The sequence below is a fragment of the Vibrio alginolyticus NBRC 15630 = ATCC 17749 genome (assembly GCF_000354175.2).
GTDB classification, from domain to species: domain Bacteria; phylum Pseudomonadota; class Gammaproteobacteria; order Enterobacterales; family Vibrionaceae; genus Vibrio; species Vibrio alginolyticus.
In genome coordinates this window covers 1,912,661-1,929,363 of sequence record NC_022349.1, presented here as the reverse complement: position 1 = coordinate 1,929,363, position 16,703 = coordinate 1,912,661, and the positions used below count along the sequence as shown (strand labels likewise).

At 44.4% G+C, this 16,703-nt stretch carries 16 protein-coding genes; all 16 read left to right on the top strand.

What is annotated here, in order from left to right; translation table 11 throughout:
* Nucleotides 1-22: 22 nt before the first annotated feature.
* The 16 genes from N646_RS08805 (at nucleotide 23) to N646_RS08730 (ending at nucleotide 16,692) form a co-directional block, all read left to right on the top strand.
* On the top strand, nucleotides 23-868 hold the full coding sequence (locus N646_RS08805; protein ID WP_017821321.1) for an ExeA family protein: 846 nt from the start codon (nucleotides 23-25) through the stop codon (nucleotides 866-868).
* On the top strand, nucleotides 865-1,959 hold the full coding sequence (locus N646_RS08800) for a tetratricopeptide repeat protein (protein ID WP_017821320.1): 1,095 nt from the start codon (nucleotides 865-867) through the stop codon (nucleotides 1,957-1,959). Before N646_RS08805 ends, N646_RS08800 begins: the two co-directional genes overlap by 4 nt.
* Nucleotides 1,956-3,680: a GspE/PulE family protein gene (locus N646_RS08795; protein ID WP_017821319.1), complete on the top strand. Its 1,725-nt coding sequence runs from the start codon at nucleotides 1,956-1,958 to the stop codon at nucleotides 3,678-3,680. The genes N646_RS08800 and N646_RS08795 overlap by 4 nt, the downstream gene beginning before the upstream one ends.
* A gap of 8 nt (nucleotides 3,681-3,688) precedes the next feature.
* Nucleotides 3,689-4,912 (top strand): type II secretion system F family protein, encoded by a 1,224-nt coding sequence (locus tag N646_RS08790; RefSeq protein ID WP_005381186.1) that lies wholly within the window; start codon nucleotides 3,689-3,691, stop codon nucleotides 4,910-4,912.
* Between the two features lie 3 nt (nucleotides 4,913-4,915).
* Complete coding sequence (locus tag N646_RS08785) at nucleotides 4,916-5,377, top strand: hypothetical protein (RefSeq protein WP_017821318.1); 462 nt, start codon at nucleotides 4,916-4,918, stop codon at nucleotides 5,375-5,377.
* A 291-nt stretch (nucleotides 5,378-5,668) separates the two neighbouring features.
* Nucleotides 5,669-6,172 carry a type II secretion system protein gene (locus N646_RS08780; RefSeq protein ID WP_017821317.1) on the top strand — a complete coding sequence of 168 codons (504 nt, stop codon included), beginning with the start codon at nucleotides 5,669-5,671 and terminating at the stop codon, nucleotides 6,170-6,172.
* 72 nt (nucleotides 6,173-6,244) lie between these two features.
* Nucleotides 6,245-6,478: a hypothetical protein gene (locus N646_RS08775; RefSeq protein ID WP_017821316.1), complete on the top strand. Its 234-nt coding sequence runs from the start codon at nucleotides 6,245-6,247 to the stop codon at nucleotides 6,476-6,478.
* Between the two features lie 115 nt (nucleotides 6,479-6,593).
* Nucleotides 6,594-7,073 carry a type II secretion system protein gene (locus N646_RS08770; RefSeq protein WP_017821315.1) on the top strand — a complete coding sequence of 160 codons (480 nt, stop codon included), beginning with the start codon at nucleotides 6,594-6,596 and terminating at the stop codon, nucleotides 7,071-7,073.
* Nucleotides 7,070-7,669: a type II secretion system protein gene (locus tag N646_RS08765; protein ID WP_017821314.1), complete on the top strand. Its 600-nt coding sequence runs from the start codon at nucleotides 7,070-7,072 to the stop codon at nucleotides 7,667-7,669. Before N646_RS08770 ends, N646_RS08765 begins: the two co-directional genes overlap by 4 nt.
* Entirely contained in the window at nucleotides 7,669-8,382 is a 714-nt protein-coding gene (locus N646_RS08760; protein WP_017821313.1) for a PilW family protein, read from the top strand. The genes N646_RS08765 and N646_RS08760 overlap by 1 nt, the downstream gene beginning before the upstream one ends.
* Nucleotides 8,372-8,812: a hypothetical protein gene (locus N646_RS08755; RefSeq protein ID WP_017821312.1), complete on the top strand. Its 441-nt coding sequence runs from the start codon at nucleotides 8,372-8,374 to the stop codon at nucleotides 8,810-8,812. The genes N646_RS08760 and N646_RS08755 overlap by 11 nt, the downstream gene beginning before the upstream one ends.
* Nucleotides 8,809-13,398, top strand: coding sequence for a DUF6701 domain-containing protein (locus N646_RS08750; protein WP_017821311.1), 4,590 nt, complete (start codon nucleotides 8,809-8,811; stop codon nucleotides 13,396-13,398). The genes N646_RS08755 and N646_RS08750 overlap by 4 nt, the downstream gene beginning before the upstream one ends.
* Nucleotides 13,399-13,549: 151 nt before the next feature.
* Nucleotides 13,550-14,593: a rod shape-determining protein gene (locus N646_RS08745; protein ID WP_005381144.1), complete on the top strand. Its 1,044-nt coding sequence runs from the start codon at nucleotides 13,550-13,552 to the stop codon at nucleotides 14,591-14,593.
* 150 nt (nucleotides 14,594-14,743) lie between these two features.
* Nucleotides 14,744-15,640, top strand: coding sequence for a rod shape-determining protein MreC (mreC, locus tag N646_RS08740; protein ID WP_005381142.1), 897 nt, complete (start codon nucleotides 14,744-14,746; stop codon nucleotides 15,638-15,640).
* Entirely contained in the window at nucleotides 15,630-16,118 is a 489-nt protein-coding gene (gene mreD / locus N646_RS08735) for a rod shape-determining protein MreD (protein ID WP_005381141.1), read from the top strand. Before mreC ends, mreD begins: the two co-directional genes overlap by 11 nt.
* Nucleotides 16,119-16,122: 4 nt before the next feature.
* Entirely contained in the window at nucleotides 16,123-16,692 is a 570-nt protein-coding gene (locus N646_RS08730; RefSeq protein ID WP_017821310.1) for a Maf family protein, read from the top strand.
* Nucleotides 16,693-16,703 lie beyond the last annotated feature (11 nt).

The following is a 16,703-nucleotide window of genomic DNA, read 5'->3' as shown; positions in this document are numbered from 1 at the left end:
TCAATAGGTTTGTGATTCGAGTATGTACTTGTCACACTTTGGATTCCGAGTTCAGCCTTTTTCGTTAACCCCAAATACAGAAATGTTCTTGGGGTTAGTCCCTCACTATGAGGCGATCCAAACCATCCTAGCTGCCGTGCAAATAGGAGAAGGGGTGATTAAGGTGACGGGAGAAGTCGGCACTGGAAAAACCATGGTATGCCGTAAGCTGATCGAGCAGATTGAATCTGAAGTTGAGCTTATTTACTTACCCAATCCAGTGTTGAATGGGGAACAGTTGCAGTTTGCTGTCGCCAGAGAGTTGGGTATCGAGAACGATGATCCGCTGCGTATCGTTTCCCTCATTCAAGAGCACTTGATTCAAGTACATGCCTTGGGAAAGAAAACCGTCTTGATCGTTGATGAAGCGCAAGCTCTTTCCCCACAAGCTTTAGAAACATTGCGTCTATTTGGCAATCTAGAAACGGAACAAGATAAGCTCATTCAATTGGTGTTATTCGGACAACCTGAGTTGGATGAAAGATTGGCTAACCATGAGCTAAGGCAGTTTCGTCAACGCATTACGTTTAGCTGCCAGTTACGTCCTCTCTCTATCGATGAAGGCGTGGCTTACATCAATAATCGTTTAGATAAAGCAGGTAATGGGGCACACATTTTTTCTATTGAACAGAAAAAAGCGATTTGGCGTTCATCCATGGGGATTCCGCGCTTGATAAACCAAATTAGCCACAAGTCGTTGCTTGCTGCATTTAATGAGCGTTGCACACTATTGAAAAATCATCACGTTTACGCCGCTATGCACGATACGTTTGATGCCCGTAAACCTAAGTTTAAAACACCCGTATTTTGGGGATGGAGTCAACCTTGAGTGCCATCAATAAAGCATTATCAGAACTTGCTGAAAAAACATCGCCGTCAGAGCTTACTCGTGCGGAGATTCCAAGTGTCTCACGCAGTAAACCTTGGCTTTGGCTTGTCGCCGGTTTTTCGTTAAGCCTTGCGGTTGGTAGCTGGGCGGTCTCTCGCGGTCCTGTTCCTTCAGGCGAGCTATCACAGTTTCAAACCGACGCTATGCCACTGTCGTCTGTGAATGTCTCACCAATTGTTTCATCGGAGCGCACTCACTCGCCAACGAGTAAAATGACGCCCGATACAACTCAAGTGGTTTACACCAAACCAGCCACACAGCCGGTAGCGCAACAGCCTCACATGCAAGAGACTGATAGGTTCACGCCAAGATCTGAGATAAATACCGCCTCTGAAGAGGCAGTTTTACTCGCGCAGTTAGCAACGATGCCGAGCGAGGAGCAATACGATCCCGTAACCCACACGACATCAGAAAACAGCTCAATGCGTATTGAGCAGGTTGAGCTTACACATCGTCAGCTTTCTCTTAAGGCAGTTAGTCGAGCGGAAAAGGCACTCGATGCTAACGATATGCAAACGGCGTTATCGGCTTATGCCGAGGCGTTGCGTTATGAGCCAATGAATGCAGACACGCGTCAAAAGTTATCAGCGTTGTACTTTGGTAAAGGTGACACGCGTAAAGCATATGAGATTATTCAAGAAGGCATCAACCTAGATACGAACAACCAAGTACTCCGCTTGGCCTTGTCTAAGTTGTTAGTGAAAGCTAATCAACCTGAAGCGGCGCTGAGCCCGCTTGTTCATTTGCCTCCAGTACCAAGTCGAGATTACTTGGCGATGCGTGCGGCATTGGCACAAAAACACAAGCAAAATGACATTGCGCTTGAGAGCTATCAACTCCTAACTCAGCGTGAGCCGGAAAACGCGCGCTGGTGGTTAGGTTTGGCTATTCAACAAGAGCGCGCCCTGGCTTTTACTGCCGCGATTAACTCTTACAACCAAGCTCTGAGTAAAGTTGGCATTTCGAATCAATCGCAAGCATTTATCCGTGACCGTTTGAGCATCTTGAAAGAGTTGGAGAGCGCACAATGAAAATTCAGTTGAGAAAACGCTTGGGCGATCTTCTGGTTGAGGAAGGTATCGTCTCTGAAGAACAAATCCAGCAAGCACTAAACGCACAACGTAGTACCGGGCAGAAGTTAGGGGATGCGTTAATTGACCTTGGCTTTATTACTGAAAAGCAAATGTTGGACTTCTTGTCTCAGCAGCTTGGTTTGCCACTGATCGATCTTGGTCGTGCACCTGTGGATGCCGAAGCCGTGCAGATTTTACCTGAGGTACACGCTCGTCGCTTACGTGCGATGGTCGTTGCTCGAAATGGGGACACCCTGCGCGTTGCTATGAGCGACCCTGCGGACTTGTTCATTCAAGAATCATTGATGAACTTGTTAGGTCAATACAACCTTGAGTTCATTGTGGCTTCGGAGCGTCAGCTTATTTCAAGCTTTGACCGTTATTACCGCCGTACTAAAGAGATAGCCTCCTTTGCTGAACAGCTGCATGAAGAGCATAAAGATGTACAAAGCTTTGATTACGGTGTTGATGAAGCCGATAGTGAAGAGGTTACCGTTGTAAAGCTGGTTAATTCCATGTTTGAAGATGCGGTACAGGTTGGAGCTTCGGATATTCATATTGAGCCAGACGATCAAGTATTGCGTTTGCGCCAGCGTATTGATGGCGTATTGCATGAAACGCTCTTAAATGAAGTGAATATTGCATCGGCTTTGGTTCTTCGACTGAAGTTGATGGCACACCTAGATATTTCTGAAAAGCGCTTGCCACAAGATGGCCGATTCAATATCAAAGTTCGTGGCCAATCAATTGATATTCGTATGTCGACGTTACCAACGCAGTACGGAGAATCTGTAGTAATGCGTCTGCTTAACCAGTCCGCTGGTTTGCGTCCGTTAGAAGAGTCGGGCTTGCCGCCAGACTTGCTTGCTCGCTTACGTCGACAGTTGGCGCGTCCGCATGGCATGATTTTGGTTACCGGGCCGACAGGTTCCGGTAAAACCACCACGCTTTACGGCGCATTGAGTGAGCTCAACGAACCTGGGAAAAAGATCATTACAGCAGAGGACCCGGTTGAATATCGTCTGCCTCGCATCACTCAGGTACAGGTTAACAGTAAGATCGATCTAACTTTCTCGCGTGTCCTTAGAACCTTTTTACGTCAAGACCCAGACATCATTCTTGTTGGTGAGATGCGTGATCAAGAGACGGTAGAAATTGGTCTGCGAGCTGCACTAACGGGTCACTTAGTATTGAGCACTCTTCACACCAACGATGCTGTCGACAGTGCGTTACGTATGATCGATATGGGGGCGCCGGGTTACTTGGTTGCTAGTGCGGTCAGAGCCGTGGTGGCGCAGCGTCTTGTGCGCCGAGTTTGCCCAGATTGTAAAACAGAAGATCACTTAGATGAGTCTCGCCAGCAGTGGTTAGCTGGGCGTTTCCCAAATCAAGTTAGCACCATTTTTTATAAAGGCGCAGGTTGCCAAAACTGTAACTTGACTGGTTATCGAGGCCGAATCGGTGTGTTTGAAATGCTCGAACTTGAGCAAGAGATGATGGATAAATTGCGCGCCAATGATGCGGTTGGCTTTGCGCAAGCCGCGCGCCGCTCAGAAAACTATAAGCCACTGCTTGCTTCTGCAATGGAACTGGCGCTACAAGGCACCGTCAGTTTGGATGAAGTGATGACCCTAGGTGAGGGTGATGCTTCTGGTAAGACTGATCCCATTTTCATATAGGTAAGTGAATGCCAACTTTTCGTTATCAAGGCCGCACGCTAGACGGCTCATCCACTAACGGCAAAATCGAAGCAGTGAACTCAGAAGCTGCGGCGGAAGCTTTGATGAATAAAGGGGTCATCCCGCTCAATGTACGTTTAGAGAAAGAGTCGGCAAAAAGCCAAGTGAGCTTATCTAAGCTGTTTGTGCCTGCTATTCCGTTGGAAGTAATTATTCTTTTCTCTCGCCAGTTGTTTAGTTTGACTAAAGCTGGCGTACCTTTGCTGCGCTCTATGCGTGGCTTGTTGCAAAATTGCGAAAACAAACAGCTCAAAGAGGCGCTAGAAGATGTCGTTTCTGAACTGAGTAATGGCCGAGGTTTGTCTTCTGCGATGCAGCAACACAGCAAAGTATTCAGCCCACTGTTCGTTTCTATGATCAACGTCGGTGAGAATACGGGTCGGCTTGACCAAGCGCTATTGCAACTGGCGAATTACTACGAACAGGAACTTGAGACTCGCAAACGCATTAAAGCGGCGATGCGTTATCCGACGTTTGTCATTATCTTTATCACCATCGCCATGTTTGTATTGAATATCTTGGTGATCCCTGAGTTTGCATCGATGTTCACGCGCTTTGGGGTTGAGCTACCATTGCCGACGCGTATTTTGATCGCGACTTCTAATTTCTTTGTTAATTATTGGGTGTTGCTGGTTGTGGCAATGATTGGCGCGTTTACTGTATTCAGAGCGTGGGTGGCGACGGCTGATGGTCGGGAGAAGTTCGATAAGTTTCGGCTTCGGCTGCCAATTGTAGGCGATATCGTTAATCGTGCGCAGCTTTCTCGTTTTGCCAGAACCTTTTCGTTGATGCTGAAATCAGGTGTGCCACTTAACCAGTCTTTGGCTTTGGCCGGGGAAGCATTAGGGAACCGTTTTTTAGAAAACCGAATTCTTGAGATGAAGTCCGCAATTGAAGCGGGTAGCACCATTTCAGTGACGGCCATCAACAGTAAAATATTTACCCCATTGGTGATTCAGATGATTGCAGTAGGTGAAGAAACTGGTCGTATTGATGAGTTGCTGCTGGAGGTGTCGGACTTTTACGATCGAGAAGTCGATTACGATCTAAAAACGCTGACCGCAAGAATAGAACCATTACTTTTGGTGATTGTCGCAGGCATGGTCATGGTGCTGGCATTGGGTATCTTCTTACCAATGTGGGGAATGCTCGACATCATCAAAGGCGGCTAATAGGTGGTTGAAAATCAAAGCCGAGCAACGCTTATTGTGTTTGGGGTTATTGCTACGATTATGGCGGTGGGTTTGGCGGTCAAATTACGTCCTGTGACCGAGCAAGCACAAGTAACTGGGGCTAAGTTGGCGAGAGTTTGGATGCAAGATAGTGTTCAGCGTTATCGTCAAGCTTGGCTAGTACAAGGCGAGCCAGAGCATATGCTGATGGATGGTTTTAACCTTACTATGACTGAGGACGGGTTAGTGTCTCCCTTTACTCAGCAAGGTGTATTAGATTGTGGTTATTGGCTAGCGGTGCATTACCCCCAACGTAAAATAATGACCAACAAGTTAATAGATATCAGTGGAGCCATCAAAACTGATCGTTATGTCTGTCACTACACTTATGAAAATGGTCAGTCGATTGTAGTTATCTTAACTGCTAATCAACTGAAAATAGACGTCGAAATGTCGGCAGAGTGAATTTTTTGACACCTAATCACTATAATTGGTAATGAAAGTCGGTATAATGCAATCATTACCATAAGTAACAGGCTGTAATAGTGGGTAAACAATAATGTGTTTTTCTCATTGCAGCATGAACTGAATAATGGCGAATCGTCATTCTGCTCAAGCGGTAGATACAGTATCCACTTCACGGTCAGTTTTAGTGAACGTTGCTGCCCCAAACCGTTTTGACAATATCCAAAATGGTCGCGTGACCTAAACAAAACTTTGCAGTTGTACTGCATGCTTACATAGAGAGAGTAAACAATGAAAAGACAAGGTGGTTTCACCCTTATCGAATTGGTAGTGGTAATTGTAATCCTAGGTATTCTAGCGGTCACTGCAGCACCACGTTTCCTTAACCTGCAAGATGATGCTCGCAAAGCTTCATTGCAAGGTTTGAAAGGTGCCATTGATGGTGCGTCCGGTATTGCGTATGGTAAGGCTGCAGTAGAAGGTAAAGAGACTATCGACGCTAGTAAAGCTGATGAAGATGATAAGCCTGAAGTAGAAGGAATTAAAATAACTTTTGGTTATCCAACGTTTGAAGGCTTAAAAACTGCTGTAACAGGTTTGTCTGATGATTGGGATGAAATTACTGTAAACAACAATAAAGCATATACATTTAAAGGTAAAAAAGCGGATAGTGATTGGGTATATGACCCAACAGGTACTAAGGAAAATGTAGGTTGTTACGTTGGTTACATTGAAGCAACAGGTACAACAGCAGATAAGGCTGCCAAAACTGTAATTGCTAGCGACAAGTGCTAGATTATTCTGTAAAGGTCAGTCGTTTTGGCTGGCCTTTATCTCTTTATTTTGATTAATCTCGGAATAATTCATATGCGTAAATCATCGGGTCTTAGTGCAATAGAGTTTGTAGTTGTGCTGGTTATCTTAGGTGTGATCGGTTATGTGGTATTACCAAGATTTATCAGCTTCGAGCCAGAAACTTACGAAGCAAAGTGGGAGCAAACCAAGCAAACCGCTGAGCACGTTTCTGAAACGCTGAGCAATAAAGAAACTTACGATCGAATTGAAGAAGAGATTGGTCGTTCAAAAGGGCAAAATAACTAGACATTGGTTATTTGTTCGTCTGTTCACACTTCGAATCGAAAAATTATAAACCTATCATTAATCTCATAATTTCATCGTATACTTATCTCGCTTGTTCTAAGCCTAAGGTTGGGTTATGAAAATTCGCAGCTCTGCATTAGGGTTCACGTTAATGGAGTTAATCCTCGTGATTGTTCTCCTCTCTAGCCTTTCACTTTTTGCAGCCAGCCGTTTTATGGGCTCTGGCAGTTTTTCTGCATATGCATTACAAGAACGTGTGATTTCTGTGATTCGCCAAGTGCAGGTGAATCGTATGCAGTCGAATGTTGAGAAACCTGATGATAACTTTCGTTTGCAAGTTTCTAGCTCATGTGTTGGTTCAGTTGCTGCCTGCGCACTAATAGGTAGTGCACAAGATGCCCGTAGTGACGTGGTTATCGATAAGTCCGCAAAGTTTTCCGTTATCAGCGGTGCCGCAAATACAATTAATTTTAACCTTCTCGGCAATCCTGTAAGTGGTGCTGTAAACATCTTAATTGAAGATAAACATGGTCGAAGCCGCTGCCAAGTTGAAATTAATACTCAAGGCTATGTTTCTAAAGGTACATGCTCATGAAGAAATCTAGTGGCATGACTTTAATAGAAATGATCATCGCGATTGTTTTAATGGGCATTGCGATGGTGGCGTTTACTTCTTTTCTTGTCCCTCAAATTCGAGATTCCGCCATCCCTCACTATCAAACCCGCGCGGCCGCATTAGGCCAAGGTTTTATGTCACAGATTCTTTCACGAGGCTTTGACCAGTGGAGTGACTTTGATGGTGGTACTGTTCGATGTGGTGAGCCTAAAGACAGCCCTCATCTAGATAATCCTTTGAATTTATGCTCTTCGACTTTAGGTGTGGATACTGACTACGGAGAGGATGCATCAAATCCGAGTTCTTTCAACGATGTCGATGACTATATCGGGTGTTGGAGCACATCTACAACGGCTTCTCAGTGTGATGGTATCCCTAGAGGGAATATTAGTGATGTACTTGGTGCGGACAGTACTGAGCAGTACAAAAACTTTAGATTAGAAGTTAGCGTTGCCTATGATGATCTGACGGATAAAGCTCCCGATGAAATAACCGAATACAAAAAAGTAACATTACGGATTTTTGCGGGGAACACGCAGCCCCTTACTTTAACCGCTATTAAAGGGAACTACTGATGAAAGCTCGTGGTTTCACCTTAATGGAAATGATAGTTACGATTGTGATCGGCAGCTTCATCATGTTGGGTATAGCTGGGTATGTCCAGTTAGGAATGAAAGGGTACGCTGATACTATCGACCGCCAACGAATACAAACACAAGCTCAGTTTGTTTTAGAAAAGATGACGCGTGAAATCCGCCATGCTGTACCTAATAGTTTTCATGTGCCAAAAGGAACAACTAATTGTCTAGAGTTTGTGCCGATTGAATATTCTGGTTTTTACACGTTTAAGAATAATGACTTAGAGTTTTTGCTAGGTAATGACTCAACGCTTAATCCTATTCCTGCGAATCGCAGGATGGTGATAAATCCGAGCCGATATGAAGATTTACAATCAACTTCTTCGCGAAATATAGCCATTGGTGGTTTAGCTAAAACAGGTAAGGTTTTTGTTGTTAGTGGGGGGGCAAGTACGATTACGGGATCCTCTGTTTCTAGCCGTCTTTATATTTATCAAGAGAAGTCGGAGGTTCGCTACTGTTTTGATACCAAGCGAGTTACGCGAAATGGTATTACAGTTGCGGATAGTGTCGATACGTCCGTAAGTGGTATGCGTTATCTAGAGTCTACTCTGCAACGAGGTGGTTTAGTTCATATTAATCTAGAGTTTGAGCAGGATGGTGAACGTAGTGTGTATCAACAAGATGTGCAGGTGCTCAATGTCCCGTAAAAGAAACTCCAGCGGAAATGTACTAATCATCGTGTTATTCGTCATTATTGTAATGGGATATTTGGCTTCCTCTTTAATGAAAGTTACATGGTCGAATCAAAGCGGATTAACAAGAGAGTTTTTGGGAACAAAAGCTTGGTTTGTTGCTCAGTCCGCCAATGAATGGGCACTGACCAAGATGTATCCGTTAGATACAAGTACAACAGATATCGAGACCGTATGCAGTGGGGAGGTTAGCGGTGCCGTTCCGCCGGTAGCTGTGGGAAGTGGGTGCAAGGTTAATGCGATGGCATGTACAAATATAGGTACTTTCAATGAGGGTACCCCTGACGCTAAATATCTTTTTAAGGTGCAGGCCACGGCAACGTGTGGTTCTGGGGTTATACAGGTACAGCGTCAGCAAGAGGTTTGGGTAAAGGAGTACAAATGAATACAAGAATACTAATTATAATTTCTGGATTGCTGTTTTTTTCTGGAAATGCTTTTGCTACTGTTTTCGATCTCACGCCTTGGTATAGCTGGAAAGGAAAGATATATGCTAAAAATAGCCCTTGTCCAGGGAAGGGCAGTTACAACTACAGTTTAACCATTTACACTTGCTCAAAGGGATTATCGCTTGATCCCGGCGATAAAATCTTAACCAATAACCAAACCAGTTGGCTGCGTATAAAAAAATACGTGAGTTTTGGCGGTTATAATACCATCGGTAGCCCGAGCAACTCTTTATCGTTGGATCTCAACGGAAATTCATTTGCTGCCTCTAACCTGACTCTTAATGGCCATATTGATAATGGTAACTATATAGAGCTATCTAACTCGACTGTGCTAGGGACGGTAAGAAGTACCAAAGATGGTGTCAAGCTGACCAATGTCGATGTCGGCCAAAATGTTATCGCTAAAAACTATGTAGATGTTTCAAACGGTGCTATCCATGGATACCTTGACAGCAGTCATAGTGGTATTCGTATTAATAATGCATTTGTTGGCTCATATCTCATCGCGAAGCAAGAAATTGAAGCTTTCAATAGCTCGGTTAACGGCAGTATCACAAGCTCTAATGGTGGGGTAGATATTGATGCGTCTGGCAGTGCCAGCGCAAAGTCTGTGAGTGGTCATATTACGGCTAAGGGGGCCGTCACGGTTAATCATTATCAGGTAAGCCAGCAAATCTCATCGGATGGTTATATTGAACTGACTAACACTAAAGTTGCCAGCTATGTAAGTACAAATAGTAATAGCAGTCCCGCTGTAGTCATCCAGCAAGGTTCAGATGTTTCAGGCAGTATTATAAGCAAAGGGTATATCAAAGTAAGCCATTCTTCCGTGAGCGGCAATGTAGATAATACTCAAGGCAGCAATCAGGGCATTTTAGTTGAAAGTAGTCAGATAGATGGTGATGTTTTAGCTAAAGGCTATGTGGATGTTCAAAACTCCCTTGTTGATGGTGAAGTCGTCAGTTCTAACGATGGCGGTCGGATCAATAGCTCAAGAGTGAAAAGTGATGTTGAGGTTAAGGGGTATCTAGAGGTAGTTAGTAATTCTTATGTGTGTGGTACAGCATCAAGTGAAAATAATGGGGCAAATATCAGTAACGCCTATATCGGTGATGATGTAAACACTAAAAAGTACCTGAACGTGACGAACTCAACAGTGTTTGGCACGGCAGGTGTTCTTAATGCAGGAATGGCTTTGTCTGCAGCAAAAATCCTAGCGGACAGTAAGGCTTTAGAGTTTCCAAGCAATAGGTACATTGAGTTCTCTAATAATACTACCCTTTGCGGTACTGCGAATTCATCGTATTCCTATGATGGGAACCTCGTTGCGTATTGTGGGTTAAGCGATCCAAAATGTAGTGCACAGCAATCGAAGGGTAAATGTCCTGTTGATTTAGTGAGTAGTTCAGAATATAGAGATTTTTATGATTACTGTGGCATTACGCCGCCAGAGCCTGAACCAACTTTACCTGATCCAAAAAAATGTATTGATGTTGAGGCCTTTGCTCAAGAATCTGACCTTGAGCAAAAGTGGGCAACTATGGGTTACTTTAGCGGTGATTATAATGGACAGGGTGGTGCAGAGCCTAAACCATTTATTCACAAGAATCGTTTGAGAATAACCAACAATGTGCAGGGCCAAGCCGCAGTTGGCGCATACAACTATATATTTCCATCAAGCAACAACATTATTGAAGTTGAATTTGACCATTTTGCGTACGATGGTAACCGTAACAACACTGGTGCAGATGGGGTAGCGATTGTGTTTTCGGATGCAAGTGTTCCACCATCTACTGGTGCATTTGGTGGGCCGTTAGGTTATGGCGTGAAACCTGACGGCGGAGGCATCGAAGGGTTTGCTGGAGGTTGGATCGCTTTTGGTATTGATGAGTATGGTAACTTCTCTAATGAAGGCAGTTATTATCAAGATAAAAATCCGCTTGATAGTAGCCCTGGACAGAATGATCATTCAATAACAATACGAGGATCGGGTGAGAAAAAAGGTCCTGGTGAATATATTGACACGAACAACCATCGTATAGGTACGTTCCCTGAAGGATGGTTCGGTGGATATCGCTTTATTAAAAAGAACAGTAACGTTGGCAAGCTTGATGATGAGTCAAAGGACGAGATTCACCGTTATCGGATGACTATTGATTCACGGGCTATCGATGGTCGAGACGCCGGGGTTTATGTCTCTATCAAAAGAGCCAGCTACCAAGGTAACCTCAAAGTTGATGTTGATGATAGAGGGAAACTAAAAAGCTATAACCTAGATTGGGAGGACATTATTGATTCTTTCAATATCATGCAAGGTTTTGCTCAATCGACTGCTCCAAGTGAATTTCGAGTGTCTGTAGCGGGTTCTACTGGCTTGGTAAAAAATGTGCATGAAATTGATAACTTCCAAATATGTGCCGACGAATTCCAGCCACTTACAGAAGGTATCCATCATTTTGAGTTTGATTACTCCGGCTCTGGCAGTACATGTCAGCCGTCTGATGTCACTCTGAGGGCATGTATGGATAAAGACTGTAATACGCTTTATCCTGGCTCAATAACCGATGCCGAAGATTTGCACGTAACTCTTTCCCCCAGTGCGGGGCATCATGTTGCTAATTGGGAACAAAGTTCACCAATTAGCTTTAAGGGGTCTACTAATCTTCAGATTCGAGGCTCTAGAGCGGGTGAAGTTACTATGGGTATTGCACACAGCTCGGTTCCACAGTTCGGTTTTGAGGATACACGTTGTCGAATTAATGGTGGTGAGCTTTCGGCCAAATACTGTAAGATTAAATTCCGTCGCAATACGTTATCTATCGTTGCTGAAGATGTCATCGCTAACAAGGAGTCTTCAGATAGCAACTTTTTTGAATTTTGCTCATCTAGTTCAACAACCGATACTACACGTAATATTAATATGAGCATGAAGCATACCGTAGCTCCGATAGTGCAGCCAGATGTTACGTTAAACTATATGAAGAGAGAGGGGGATACTGCGCCGGTTTGGAGCTCGGACAAAACTATTTCAGAGAAAGGGAGTACTTACCTTAAGGATGTATACTTTAATGATAATGGGCAAGCTAAGTTTAAGTTTACTTATCCTGAAGTAGGTCAAGTTTCGTTTATTGCTTCTGTTGAGGGGATTCAAGATTCCGAGGGTGTTGGCAAATTTGTGAGTTATCCACATCGCCTCCAAGTAACTGCAGGTGGGCGGTGTAGCAGTATTAACTCTGGGTGTGATAGTCGGTTTGTTTCAGCTGGTGAGGAATTTACTATGAGCATCACTGCTTTGCAGTATAGTGAAGATGGTAAAGGTCATATACCAGCTAAAAACTACGAAGAAGAACAAATGGTTGTGTCAAATGAAGTTGTGTATCCCGCTATAAGTGCTGGCGGAAAAAAAGCAGAGCTTCTCACAGACACATATAAACATATTGCTTCTGATGATGCTAAAACGTTATTTCCTCAAACTGTGTCAGAGGTAGGTGCGTTTGAATTTTCAATAAGTGCGCCCAAAGGCGATGTTGAAAATACGTCTCTCTACCTTGGTAAGAGTTCATTCTTGATTCAGCCCGCGACCATTACACTTGGTCGTTTCTATCCTAAGTTCTACACGTTGTGCGGGCAAAATTGGGACTATGCTGGAAGTCAAAGCTTTAACTATATGAATCAAAACTTCGATTCTATGTGGTATGAAGTAGAGGTATTGACTGGTGGGGATGTTCCAAAATCAGTAGAAAATTATAAATACTTCAACAAAGAACATGTAGCATCTTTTGAGTTGAGTGATTCATTGAATCGGTTTAATGCTCAGGGGAATTTAACACCTTCTTGGGTAGACGCATTGGGAAGTATTCAACGCTTCACACTGACTCCCCCATTAAGTGGAGAGTGCAATTCGGCAGAAGGATTGTGTTGGATGAAAAAGACTCCTGCCGCAGGTTACGAAGATGGACCTTTTAATCTTAATGGCAACACCATAAAAGCGACAGATATAAAGGTTGGCGTGGCAACAGAGCCAGATCCTATATCGGTGTATGGTAATCCAGTTCTTTCTATTCAACCTGATATCCGCTTTGGTCGTGTAGGCCTAGATGATGTTGGTGGAAATCAGGGTGCGACCTTACATATTCCTCTAAGAATCGAATACTGGAATGGTAGCCGCTTTATCGCCAACCCTAATGATAATCAAACCGATGTGAAAGGTGTCACTGCCGCTGAAAGGCATATTTGGCCAACAGGTACTGATGCTGATCCTAAAGCGGTTACACTAGGAGCTGGTGGTGAAGTGTCTTCTGGTTCTTCTCGATCTGTTACTGCAACTCAAGCTGAACCATACCGTCAGCAAACGCGCGTTTGGTTAGATCTTGATGATTCAAAAAATGGCTTACCATGGCTCAAATATGATTGGGACAATGATGGCTCCGAAGAAAACCCATCCTCAGTCGTCACCTTTGGTATTCACCGTGGTAACGATCGCGTGATTTACCGTGGTGAGCCAGGGTTAACCGGACAGTAACAACTTAGGTTTTTGCCCTTAAGTTAGGAAACTGCAAGAAATTGAGGCTTTCTGCTCATGTTTGTGTACCAATACCTTGCTGTGACAGCGAGGCATTGGTACATTTAGAGCAATTTTTGTCTTCTATATTTTTGCAGGATGAGCGAAGAGTATGTTTAAGAAACTTCGTGGCATGTTTTCTAACGATCTATCTATCGATTTAGGTACAGCCAACACTCTAATTTACGTAAAAGGGCAAGGAATTGTCCTTGATGAACCTTCTGTAGTTGCTATTCGTCAAGATCGTGTAGGTTCTGCAAAAAGCGTTGCTGCAGTCGGTCACGCAGCAAAACAGATGCTTGGTCGTACACCTGGCAACATTTCCGCTATTCGCCCAATGAAAGACGGCGTAATTGCTGACTTCTACGTAACCGAAAAAATGCTTCAGCACTTTATCAAGCAAGTGCATGATAACAGCATCCTAAAGCCAAGCCCACGTGTTCTTGTTTGTGTTCCTTGTGGTTCTACCCAAGTTGAGCGTCGCGCAATTCGTGAATCAGCACTTGGTGCTGGTGCGCGTGAAGTTTACCTAATCGACGAGCCAATGGCGGCGGCAATTGGTGCTGGTTTACGTGTATCTGAGCCGACAGGTTCAATGGTGGTCGATATCGGTGGTGGTACAACTGAAGTTGCCGTTATCTCTCTAAACGGTGTGGTTTACTCATCGTCTGTACGTATCGGTGGTGACCGCTTTGATGAAGCTGTGATCAACTACGTACGTCGTAACTACGGCAGCTTGATTGGTGAAGCAACGGCTGAAAAGATCAAACACGAAATCGGTTCTGCTTACCCTGGTGATGAAGTTCAAGAGATTGAAGTTCGCGGTCGTAACCTTGCAGAGGGTGTACCACGCAGCTTTAGCTTGAACTCAAACGAGATCCTAGAAGCGCTTCAAGAGCCGCTATCTGGCATCGTATCAGCAGTCATGGTTGCACTAGAACAGTGTCCTCCAGAGCTTGCTTCAGACATTTCTGAAAACGGTATGGTACTAACCGGTGGTGGTGCACTACTGAAAGATCTCGATCGTCTACTAATGGAAGAAACTGGTATTCCTGTGGTTATCGCGGAAGATCCACTAACGTGTGTTGCGCGTGGTGGCGGTAAAGCACTAGAAATGATCGACATGCACGGTGGCGATCTGTTCTCTGAAGAATAAAGGTTTAGGTGAAGCTCATGTCGGGCTTCACCTTCATTTCTGCTCTCTCTGTAATTCAAACATGCTCCATACCTAAAAGTATTTAGTTAAGTATTTTTAGGTTGCCAAGTAAGGCTCAATAATCATGGAAGCAATCAGGTCAAAAACAAGATGAAACCGATTTTCGGCAGAGGTCCGTCTCTGCAATTACGTCTGTTTTTTGCTGTCATCGTGTCGGCGAGCTTAATGCTGGCCGATAGTCGTCTAGATACGTTTTCCAACGTTCGATACCTACTAAACAGTATGGTTGCACCGATTCAGTACGCAGCGAATTTGCCTCGTAGTATGTTCGATGGCGTATTTGAACGTTTTAATTCTCATCAGGCATTGGTTGAAGGCAATCGCAGCTTAAAGCGAGAAGTGCTACGCCTGAAAAGCGAGCTTATCTTGCTCGACCAATATAAAGAAGAAAACCAACGCTTACGTAAGTTGTTAGGATCTTCATTTGTCCGTGATGAAAAGAAAGTCGTGACAGAAGTAATGGCGGTGGATACTTCACCTTATCGTCATCAAGTGGTGATCGATAAAGGCCGTATTGATGGTGTTTACGTTGGTCAGCCTGTTATCAACGAGAAAGGCATCGTCGGTCAGGTTACGTTTGTCGCAGCGCACAACGCACGTGTTCTGCTGCTAACGGACGCGAAAAATGCAATTCCTGTCCAGGTGATCCGCAATGATATCCGAGTGATCGCATCGGGCAATGGTGAAATGGATGAAATCCAACTGGAGCACATTCCAACCAGCACAGATATTCAGGTTGGTGATTTATTGGTGACATCCGGTTTAGGTGGCATTTACCCTGAGGGATATCCAGTCGCGACGGTTACCAATGTGGATCACGATACGCGTCAAGAGTTCGCCTCAATCAAGGCTGAGCCGGTTGTGGAGTTTGATCGCTTACGCTACCTACTGCTGATTTGGCCGAATGAAGACCGTCAACACAAAGTACTGCGGTCCAATGTAGATGAAGGGTTAGAGCAAGAACAAGAGGTAACCGATGGCCAATAATGTATTGAGTAGCCGAATGGTGATTGGCGTCAGTTTCTTCGTTGCGCTGGTACTGCAAACCATTCCATGGCCAGGTGTGTTAGATGTGTTACGCCCTTCATGGTTGTTCCTTGTTACGTGTTATTGGGTGTTGGCACTACCGCACCGAGTGAACGTCGGAACTGCGCTAGTGTTGGGCTTATTATGGGACATTTTGATCGGCTCAACGCTTGGAATTCGTGGCATGATGATGTCGATCGTTATCTACCTCGTGGCGCTGAATTTCCTGTTGATTCGCAACATGGCTTTGTGGCAACAGTCGATTTTAATTGCCTTTTTTACTGCGTTATTGGAAGTTCTGATATTCTGTGGGGAATATTTGAACCAAGACGTAGTATTTAATCCATTATCTCTGTGGACGGCGGCAATAAACTGTATACTTTGGCCATGGATGTTTTTATTAATGCGACGAGTTCGTCGTGCATGGCACGTAAGGTAAAGCGGTGAAGAAAAGCTTATCTCTCGTTCTCGCATCGGGTTCTCCGAGAAGAAAAGAGCTGCTTGCTCAACTGGGTTATGATTTTGAGATCGTATTGCCTGATGTTGAGGAAGCCAAACAGGCTCATGAGCAAGCACGAGATTACGTGTTGCGTCTTTCTTTGGAAAAAGCTCAGGCAGGCTTAGCGTTGGCTAAGCCTGATTCCGTTGTATTGGGCTCTGATACGGTCGTAGTATGCGATGACCGTGTGCTAGAAAAACCAAAAAGTTTTGAAGATTCAAAGCGTATGCTTACTGACTTATCGGGTCGTCGCCATCAAGTGATGACTGCGGTGAGCGTTGTATCATCGGAACAACAACATTCAGTGGTCGTTACCACTGACGTGTGGTTCAAACCACTGACTCACGAAGAAATCGAACAATATTGGCAGTCAGGAGAGCCATGCGATAAAGCTGGAAGTTATGGTATTCAGGGACTCGGAGGGCGATTTGTCACCCGAATCGAAGGCAGTTATCACGCTGTAGTAGGCTTACCTTTGTTCGAAACCGATCAGCTAATTCAAGAATTTTTATAATTGTTTTGAGG